2 protein-coding genes are annotated in these 2,627 nt (G+C 41.9%); both read right to left on the bottom strand.

Translation table 11 applies throughout. From position 1 onward, the window contains the following. Positions 1-2,042 (bottom strand): cache domain-containing protein (locus tag AC1DUA_RS33120; protein ID WP_477503779.1); only part of this gene is annotated, 2,042 nt, incomplete at its 3' end. Positions 2,043-2,281: 239 nt separating this feature from the next. Next, the coding region (locus AC1DUA_RS33115) for an ATP-binding protein (RefSeq protein ID WP_477503778.1) at positions 2,282-2,627 on the bottom strand (346 nt) is incomplete at its 5' end.

Raw genomic sequence — 2,627 nt, 5'->3', positions numbered from 1 at the left:
AGCGAGAGGTCGCTATCCATATAATGCTGCTCGACATACGCTAGAACCTGCTTAACGGTATCGTGATGCCCTTTGGAGAGCCGCTTCTCTTCGGTGCGCACAATGAGTTGATGCAGGAAACCCGACATATAGCTCTTCAGTTCAGCAACTTTGACGCAGCATTCGATTCGGTCATAAATATTTTCCTTCGGGTCCAGGAATTCTTTGATCTCGAGGCCCTTATCCGAAATGACCTTAATGGATTTCATAATAATCTGAATGCACATTTGCTTGATTAACTCAGGAGGTACATTGCTCGCTACAACCTCGCCAAAAATTTTATCTAAATGCGAGCGAAGCTTAATTTTGTCCGTTTCCCGAATCAGGTTAACGACAGAATCAATCAGCGCAGTTATCCGGTAAAATTTCTCATTATAATTGCTGCCTGCAATATCATCGATGGAGACAACCGTGTTATCGCCCATAATCAACTTGTATTTCAGCGCATTCAACGCTTCTTCATAGGAAATCTGGATACCTTCCAGATGCGAATGAGGGCTGCCTACACCAATAGTTACTGTTTGTTTAAAATGATTCCCTACATAATTCTTTACCAAATCAGCAACCTGCAGCGCTTGAATTTGATTGCTTTGCGAATCCTCTGATTCGAAGCTCATAATGACGGTAACTCGGCCATCGGTTAATTCTACGGATGTACCTTTGCATACCCCGGCAATTAATTCGTCCGCAACGTTGCTTATCGCATAAGTGAATAAATACACATCTCGCGGAGTGTGATTCTCTTGGATGCGGTCCAGTTCAATGATGAGCACAATAAATTGTTTGTGATACAAATCTATTCCGAGTGTATGAAAATACGGCATCATACGATCGTAATTCGTTTTATCCCCCATCAACAGACTCATAATCAGACGCCATTTCAATGCAGGCAAACTATCATTCATTTGTTTCTGCAAGGATTCGTTATCTGATATCATTTGTTTGAAAAACTGCTCCATGTAGGTAAGGTCGCCGGAACGGACCGATTTCTTACCCGCAACAGAGTGAAAGAAAAGCTCAAGCGGTCGGAACGTATAATTGCTTACTGCAAATACAATAACAATAGCTAGCAAGAACATCCCCGCTGTCACTATCAGCAGTAAATTGCGGACAATCATTAGCGGACGGTTCATCTCGGGGTCAGGGACAATACTGATATATTTCCAGCCATTGTAGGTAGAGGTTAGATAAAATGTTGTATAGCTTCCACTTTTTGAATGCGTTGTGATATAACCATTATCCTTAAAATCACTCTGTTTCGGGGCGCCGGGAATCGTGCTGAAGGAGTGAAACAGATGCTCTTTGTTCTGCGAAGAAATAATCATCCCTTGATCATTAATGACTAACGTCTGACCTGCCCTTTGTTGATCCACATCTTGAATCAAATTGGAAAGCGTGCTTTCCGCGACATTAACAACAATGGCGCCCTTCCGAAACTGCGGCATGCTGATCAGTGGGTAAGAACGCACCAATGTAATCATATTTTTCTCAATCTGCAGGCCCGAACTTACTTCCGTTACCTTCCTGGTGTCAAGCCATTCGCCATAGCCCTTCATCGTCACATAAGCATCATGCCATGCCATATCGTAGAAGCTGGATTCGTCAGAATACGTCACATCCGTTAACAAGCTTTTGTTCGCTAGAGAATACAAATAAAACGATGAAATATTGCTGTTCGCAAACATCAACGTCTTAAACCGCGTATTTAGGATGCGGAAATAATTGAGCCTTAGCTCATCGTTCGCGTATCTGCCATTCAGGAATAACTCGACATCCGGCTCTTGTACGAAATTAATTGTGCTTGTATCGATTTCATGCAGCATCATTTCAATCTTCTGCTGACTTAGATGGAGCAGCGCTGTATTCGTGCGACGCAGCTGATCTTCCATGCCTCCTTTCGAGCTCAAATAGGATAGCCACACGGTTGATGAGATGATGACTAGGAAAAATACACCATAAATCACCTTGAACCTGGCCGATATGTTACCTTGTAAGAATCGCATGGTTATCTCCTTTTCTCCGTATAATATAAGGGCTATGATTTAGGCGGATACTTCTTGGTAGCGCTTACAAATTTGCAATTGTAAATCCTTTCCTAATATGATAAAGCAAGAATGCTGAATGTTCAACCAACCTTACGAAGAAGATAACTGCAGGTCAAATCGAAAATGCCCCTCCAAGTAAACGGCAGTGTCTTGCTTCGCACTGTCTACCTAGAGGGGATCTTATTCAGATGCAATTCTTATTTTTTTATTGGCAGCTCGATTTGCACCGTAGTTCCGTGGTTCATTTTACTTTGAATAGATAATTCTCCATCATGTCCATGCATAATTCGTTTGCAGACCATTAGCCCTAAACCGGTGCCATTCGTCTTTGTCGTGAAGAACGGCTCCCCCAACTGAGATAACTTATCTTCCGAAATACCCACACCTTGATCTTCGACGCAAATAACCAATTTTTGATTCAACACATTTCTTACTGAAATTTGTATCAATCCACCGTTAAGCATGGACTCAATCGCATTCTTCAATATATTAATTAAAACTTGTTTAATTTGATCTGGGATACAATAAATAACGGGGATGTCT

This window comes from Paenibacillus sp. 01T422 (genome assembly GCF_056398785.1).
This window is presented reverse-complemented; position numbering and strand designations above follow the sequence as displayed.